This is a genomic window from Oleiphilus sp. HI0061 (assembly GCF_001635675.1).
In genome coordinates, this window is sequence record NZ_LWFE01001098.1 from 1 (window position 1) to 7,232 (window position 7,232).

A 7,232-nucleotide genomic window follows, 5' to 3' on the forward strand; every position below is an offset into this window, starting at 1 on the left:
TTAGGCTATCAAGCACTCGCTATTACCGATGAATGTTCAGTCGCCGGTGTAGTCAAAGCACATACGGCGATAAAAGAGCATCAGCTACCAATAAAGCTGATTGTCGGCAGCCTCTTCCGCCTCGGCAAACATCTAGAATTGATACTACTCTGCCCCCATCGACAAGCTTATGCCGAGCTATGTCGCTTAATTACGAATGCTAGACGTCGAGCCAAGAAAGGTGAATACCAATTAACAGACTGGGATATCATGAGCATTCAGCATTGCCTGCTTATCTGGTTACCCAGCGGTAAGGCGCATGACCATTCCCAAGCCAAATGGCTGAAGAAGCATCACGCCAACAGACTTTGGCTTGGCTTACAGCGCCACCTGAAATACAACGATAAACAATATATCCAGCACTGCCAGCGTTTGGCCGAAAGTTGGGACTTAGCCATCACCGCCTGCGGTGGTGTATTAATGCATACCGCAACACGCCTACCGCTACAGCACGCTCTGACAGCCATCAGAAAAGGCCGTACCATTGCTCAGTCTGGCAAGCAGCTACTTAACAATACCGAGCGTTGTTTAAGGTCCAGACAGAAAATAAGCAAACTGTTTCGCGAGGAGTATTTACACGAAACTCTTGTTATCGCCCAACAATGCCAATTCAAGCTTAATGAACTTCGTTACGAATACCCTAGCGAGCTAGTCCCGAACAATGAAACACCCATCTCTTACCTGCGTACTTTAGTCACACAAGGCGTGAGGTTTCGTTTCCCTCAAGGTATTCCTGATCATATTCAGTCAACCATAGACAAAGAGCTGAATCTAATTGCAGAGCTGGACTATGCCTACTTCTTCCTAACGATCCACGACATTGTAATGTTCGCCAAACAAAGAGGAATTCTTTATCAAGGAAGAGGCTCTGCAGCCAACTCGGTAGTGTGTTATTGCCTGGAAATCACCTCTGTCGACCCTCGCCAGATATCTGTATTGTTTGAGCGCTTTATCAGTAAGGAGCGCAATGAGCCGCCTGATATCGACGTCGATTTCGAACACGAACGCCGTGAAGAAGTCATTCAGTATATTTATCAGAAATACGGCCGAGAACGAGCAGCCTTAGCTGCAAGCGTCATCACTTATCGCTTTAAAAGCGCCGTCAGGGATGTTGGTAAAGCCTTAGGTATCGCCGAAACACAACTTGAGTTTTTTATTAAGAACGTTAATCGACGTGACCACAGCTTGACTTGGCAGTCACAGATCATCGAATTAGGACTCAACCCAGACACAGGTAAAGGCCAGCAGTTTATTAATCTCGTTAATGAAATTATGGGATTTCCTCGTCACCTTTCACAACATGTTGGTGGCTTTGTCATTTCATCCGGACCGCTATACGAACTCGTACCTGTCGAAAATGCCAGTATGGAGGCACGTACCGTCATTCAATGGGATAAAGATGACCTCGAAAGCCTTGGACTACTGAAAGTCGATGTATTGGCGCTCGGTATGCTCAGCGCTATCCGTAAGACATTTTCCCTTATTCAACAATACCACCAACGAGACTTGAGCATCGCAGATATCACCCGTATGCAGGATGACCCAAAGGTTTATCAGATGATTCAGCGAGCCGACACTATTGGCGTGTTCCAGATCGAGTCTCGTGCACAGATGAGTATGCTGCCACGTTTAAAACCAGAAAATTATTATGACCTGGTGATTCAGATCGCTATTGTCAGACCCGGGCCAATACAGGGAGATATGGTTCACCCCTTCCTAAAGCGGCGTAATGGTGAAGAGAACATCGAATACCCTTCGGAAGCTGTTAAGGAAGTCTTATCCCGCACGCTGGGAGTACCCATTTTTCAGGAGCAAGTGATCAAGCTGGCTATGGTCGCCGCCGGATTTACCGGGGGCGAAGCTGATCAACTCAGACGCGCCATGGCCTCTTGGAAAAAGACGGGTAAGCTGATGCAATTTAGATCGAAACTGATTGAGGGGATGCTGGAAAGGGGCTATGAGCAAGCCTTTGCAGAACGGATTTTTGAACAAATCTGCGGCTTTGGAGAGTACGGTTTTCCTGAGAGTCATTCAGCTTCATTTGCCGTACTCGCATACGCTTCTGCATGGTTAAAGCATTACTACCCAGTTGAGTTCTACACATCCTTACTCAACAGCCTACCCATGGGTTTCTATAGCGTTTCACAGCTCGTACAAGACGCTGTACGCCACAACATTGAAGTACGCCCCGTATGTATTAACCAGTCAGATTATGACCATCGTTTAGAAAAACTGCCTGAAAAAGGCACTAGTCATTACAGCCACGCCATGAGGTTAGGCTTACGGCAGATAAAGAACCTCAGCGAAAAAGGCGCCAGGGAAATTCTCAGCAAACGCCCGAATGCTGGTTATCAAAATGCACAGGCACTTCATCAGCTGACATTGAACCAAAAGGACCTTGAGGCCCTCGCTTCTGCCAATGCTTTACAATGTTTTGCAGAAAACCGCTACGCAGCGCGCTGGGCGCTTATGAATCCGCCTCAAAACTTGGCACTACCTGAGCAAGATGCAAAGCTGCAAGTAAAAGAGGAAGCACAATACCAATACCGGCCGAGCAACTTTGACAACCTGATTGAAGATTACGCCTCGCTACAACTAAGCCTTGAGCAGCACCCTATTACCTTATTAGACCGTATAGGTTGCTTAGGAAAATTTACCCGATCAACACAGCTAGCAAAGATTAAACATCAATCCTTTGTTGATATAGCCGGTGTCGTCACAGGAAAACAATCCCCAGGAACCGCTTCAGGTGTAACCTTTATGACCTTGGAAGATGACACCGGAAACATCAATGTCGTTATTTGGGCAGGCACGGCGCGGGCACAAAAAAAAGCTTACTTGAGCGCAAAAATCCTCAAGATCAAAGGCATCCTGGAACGTGAAGGAGAAGTCACCCATGTGATTGCGGGCAAGCTAGAAGACATGACGGAACAATTAGCAGGCTTACAGAGTCGTTCTAGAGATTTTCATTAAGACGCGAGGTTTATCTACCTTCATCAATTTGCTGTGCAATAAAGCCATCAAAGTGGTCACCTAAAGTTGTGCTTGTATTCTTCGGCACTTTGTCACCTCTCGTATACCATTTAATACCCAATAATGGTTAAGCACCCATAACCAAGCAATCAAGTACGCATCCTTCAGTCGTCGGATACTCTTTCATAAGGTCTTATAAGCAAACTTTGTAGTTAGCTCTACTCTCAATCCCCAGCTTCAAAAATCGTTTCTACCATTGCAGAGGCAACTCCAGAGACTTCTACCCGATAATCGGTTTTGCCAAAACTAAGCACGGCTCCAATAAAGGTGCTGCCAATCGCGTCTAGCATCTGATCTGGCTCCAATTGCATGTTTTCACAAATTTCGGCAACTTGGTCCGAAAATTCCTGCAATACTTCTTGAGACAGTTCACTCATACATAACCTTCCTAAGCCAGAATAATTTTCTTAACCATAAGAGAATTACGTCTATAAAACAATGGATTACTTAACTTACCCCTAAGCTATAGGTACTTTGTCACTTTATACGTATAGTTAAAAGACTGCCTTTTTTATGCAAATTGAGGCTTATCTTCAAAAACCAACTAATATTAAGGGATAGGTTGAGGTTGCCTGTCGTATTACAGAAGGTCTCTTGCTATGTAATAAATTACTCGCAAACTAGAAATGGAGAAGAAGCTTACTGTGGTAGTCTCTCTACTTGCTCAAAAACTTTTTGCTCTCGCACTATTGGTCTTAATCTGCTTTTCACATGCCAACGCTCAAGGCGATGACAAATTGATCATATTTGTCGACAAAAGTTACCCGCCTCATATGTATCAAGTTGAAAAAACAGAAGCTGACGGTTTATATCCAAGACTACTAGAAGCAACCATCAAACAGGCCGGGCTCAAAACTGAAATTAAAGCGTTACCCTGGAAGCGCGCTTTATTGTATAGCGCAAGCGGCAAAGGCGCTGTCGGCGGCGCGTATAAAAGTGATGAGCGCATAAAAACCTACGATTACTCCGCACCACTGTACCAGGAAAAACTGGTTTTATTTATCAATAAAGATAAGCCTTTTGAATTCAATTCAATTGAAGACCTGAAAGGAAAGGTTGTTGGCGTTAATCGCGGCTGGTCCTATGGCCAAGCATTCGATACAGCCAGAGAAAATGGTTTATTCACTCCAAATGTACGTAATGACCCTCACGATAATTTTAAAATGCTCGCCCTGGGAAGAATCGACTGCGTCATACTAGATCAGATATCAGGCGATTCTTATACACGCATTTTGGGAATCGAAGATAAAGTGAGCGCTTTGCCCAATGCCTTTTCGATCAATGATGCTTACCTGATTATTCCTAAAGTACTTAAGATGACCCCATTTCTAAACCACTTTAATTCAGCACTTAGGCGCATACGCGAAGATGGCACTTATCAGAAAATCGTACAAACTTTCGTGCAAGAAGCCATGTTGGATTAACATGTATTTCTATTCCTAAATCATGTATCTGCAAAAAGTTATTAATTTTTCTTCCTCCGTGTAAACCTTTTCTAACTTCATTCGTTTACGCAATACAACCGACAAACAAATGGAGTTAGAAATGAATCAATCAAAGCTACTGGCTTATACCTTTGCCTTTTCAACCAGTCTTTTTGTGGCTGGCTGTGGCGACTCAAGTAACCAGGATGACACCGCACTAATGGGAGACTTGCAAGTCGCCGTCACCGACGCTGAAGAAGACTTTTTGACCTATCGAATTGAATTGGAATCCATACAACTCAAAAAAGCTAATGGCTCACTTGTCGAAGTGCTACCGCTTCAGAGTGAAATAGACTTTGTACAATATCAGGAGCTTTCTGAGCTTTTTGCCGTATTGTCTGTACCCGCAGGCGAATACCAAAGTGTTATATTGGGCCTGGATTACAGTGAGGCTGATATCGTTATTCAAGACGAAGAGGGTGCTTCTTATGAAGCTGCCATACAAGATGCCAATGGCAATGCGATTACTCAAATTGATGTGGAGCTAAATCTTAATGAAGGCAATAGCATCAATATATCCCCTTTCAAAACCGCTCAATTGACGCTTGATTTAGACTTGGCTGCCTCAAATACTATTGAGTCTTTCGAGCCACCCTTAGTAACTGTAGAGCCTTTCATGGTCGGCAGTACCGAGCTGGATATCGATAGGGAACATCGACTAAGGGGTTTACTCGAGAGTGTTGATCTGGCCACTAATACCATCGACATGAAACTAATTCCGATGCGCTTACGTCGCGGAACCTTTGGCGATTTCGACTTCCATGTCGATGACAATACACTGTATGAGATTGATGGCGTTGAGTACACGTCTGAAGAAGGCTTAAGCTTACTAGCAGAACAAGCTGAGGAGACCCCTCTTATTGCTTTTGGTGGCCCTTCAGAAGAAGGTGAGCAACGCTACTTGGCAACACAGGTACTCGCCGGTAACAGTGTTCCTTGGGCTGAACAAGATGTATTGAAAGGCATCATCACTGCACGCAGTGACTCAAGCATTTCGATTCAAGGTGCAGTCGTCGAGACTGGCGACCAGGCGGCTCACTTTCAGACAGAAGTCACACTGGCGGTTACTGAAGATACTGTTGTCACAGGTTATCGCTTAGGTGATGCCAGCATCGCCAATTTATCGGTAGGGCAACGAATACTAGCGTTGGGTGAATTTAACGCTGACAATAATGAATTCGATAGTAGTCAAGGCCATATCAGAATGAAGCTCAATGCCATTGTGGGCGAAGTGGTGCAGGCATCTCCTTTGGAGTTGGATCTTAGCCATATCAACAAACGACCAATTGATCTTTTTGACTTTAGTGGCACAGGCCTTGATGCGGCTAATGATGCTTCACCTGAACAGTATGAAATCAACAGCTCTACACTGGATATTAGCGCTATCGAAGAAGATGAGTGGATGCAGGTACGCGGTTACCCCAGTTCTTTCGGCTCATCACCATCAGACTTTGACGCCTTAAGCATTATCAACCCGGACTTTAGCTCCCACCCTGCCCGAATGTTCGCTTTATGGCAGTCGCCTAGTACGACAGGGCTAACAATTGAGTCGAGTGAAATCGTATTATCACTTGAAGATGCTAGAACAAAGCTACACTTGAAAGGTATCCCCGGCTCAAGCCAGTTAAGCTTCTCTCCTGAAAAGCTTGTTAGTACTGCTGAAGAAGGACGTTTCAGTATTTTGATTCGCGGTGAAGGCGTCCATATGTTTACGGATTTTGACAGCTTTATTGGCTCGGCAAGTGAGTATCTACAAAATGGCCTTGCAGTGCATCAGTTAACTGCAACGGGGCAGTATACCGACAGCCTTAAGTCACTAGACGTAAATTATGTGACGCTACGTTTAAGCGAACCGCAGGACCTAGAGCAAGATCAGGAATAGAAAGAATTGGACTACACGACCATTCGTGTAGTCCAATAAACTAAAATCACTGTTTCGGGAAGCAAAGACAGAATGGGCAAACTGTGCAGGAAATAGAGCACTTTTTGAAAGAAGTCGAGCAACGGGCATTCCGTATGACCCAATTTGCTACGCGAAACGAAGCTGATGCGCTAGATATCGTACAAGAAGCGATGATCAAGCTCGTCAACAAGTATAGCAACAAGCCGCTTGCTGACTTGAGACCCCTATTCTTCAGAATATTGGAAAACAGCATTTTGGATTGGCACCGTAAGGAGCAGCTAAAAAAGAAAATATTCTTCTGGCGAATTGATGAAAGTGACGCCGAAAGCGAAGTCGAAATGGCTGACCTCAGCGCAGACCCACTGAACTTATTGGACAGTGAAAAACTAGGAGAACATTTACTTAAAGTCATCGAACAACTTCCAGTCAAGCAGCAGCAATGCTTCTTACTCAGGACGTGGGAAGGTTTATCGGTTCGGGAGACTGCAGAAGTAATGAAGATCAACGAAAATAGTGTGAAGAGCCATTACTTTCGCGCTATGGAAAAGCTGCGCTCATCAAAAGCGCAATTGCAGTAAACCAGAGTTCAGGTCAAGAGAATGAACGATAAAGAAATTCAACAACGAGCTAAGCAAGCGCTGGACGAAAGTACCCGGAATCTTTCCCCTAAAGTACAGCGCAGCCTATATCAAGCAAGACAAGACGCTATGGCACAAAATTCAAAGCCATGGTTTAGGCACCCCTTAGTAGGATTCACAGTGGCAGCAAGCTTT

The 7,232-nt window shown here is 44.8% G+C and carries 6 protein-coding genes and 1 pseudogene; 5 read left to right on the forward strand and 2 right to left on the reverse strand.

Features of this window, described 5'->3' with window-relative positions:
* The coding region (locus A3735_RS15715; RefSeq protein WP_068638250.1) for an error-prone DNA polymerase at positions 1–3,012 on the forward strand (3,012 nt) is incomplete at its 5' end.
* Between the two features lie 10 nt (positions 3,013–3,022).
* Here the strand turns inward: A3735_RS15715 and A3735_RS32590 are convergent.
* Together A3735_RS32590 and A3735_RS15720 are read right to left on the reverse strand one after the other, a co-directional pair.
* Positions 3,023–3,100, reverse strand: coding sequence for a type II toxin-antitoxin system ParD family antitoxin (locus A3735_RS32590; RefSeq protein WP_156490383.1), 78 nt, complete (start codon positions 3,098–3,100; stop codon positions 3,023–3,025).
* A gap of 136 nt (positions 3,101–3,236) precedes the next feature.
* Positions 3,237–3,449, reverse strand: coding sequence for a hypothetical protein (locus A3735_RS15720; protein ID WP_068553384.1), 213 nt, complete (start codon positions 3,447–3,449; stop codon positions 3,237–3,239).
* Between the two features lie 249 nt (positions 3,450–3,698).
* On the opposite strand from A3735_RS15720, the gene A3735_RS15725 reads away from it, so the two are divergent.
* The 4 genes and pseudogenes from A3735_RS15725 to A3735_RS32595 all read left to right on the forward strand — a co-directional run.
* The gene (locus A3735_RS15725) at positions 3,699–4,496 is read left to right on the forward strand and encodes an ABC transporter substrate-binding protein (RefSeq protein ID WP_068512000.1); all 798 of its coding nucleotides are present in this window, start codon (positions 3,699–3,701) and stop codon (positions 4,494–4,496) included.
* A gap of 121 nt (positions 4,497–4,617) precedes the next feature.
* Positions 4,618–6,438 (forward strand): DUF4382 domain-containing protein, encoded by a 1,821-nt coding sequence (locus A3735_RS15730; protein ID WP_068512391.1) that lies wholly within the window; start codon positions 4,618–4,620, stop codon positions 6,436–6,438.
* Between the two features lie 80 nt (positions 6,439–6,518).
* Positions 6,519–7,037 (forward strand): annotated as a pseudogene (locus A3735_RS15735) (RNA polymerase sigma factor); the annotation flags it as partial.
* Between the two features lie 21 nt (positions 7,038–7,058).
* A partial coding sequence (locus A3735_RS32595) for a DUF3619 family protein (RefSeq protein ID WP_156499712.1) occupies positions 7,059–7,232 on the forward strand: 174 nt, incomplete at its 3' end.

Excerpts from the sequence above, each read along its gene's own strand:
- A3735_RS15725 (WP_068512000.1), top strand. The coding sequence starts at position 3,699 with ATGGAGAAGAAGCTTACTGTGGTAGTCTCTCTACTTGCTCAAAAACTT.
- A3735_RS15720 (WP_068553384.1), bottom strand. The coding sequence starts at position 3,449 with ATGAGTGAACTGTCTCAAGAAGTATTGCAGGAATTTTCGGACCAAGTT.
- A3735_RS15730 (WP_068512391.1), top strand. The coding sequence starts at position 4,618 with ATGAATCAATCAAAGCTACTGGCTTATACCTTTGCCTTTTCAACCAGT.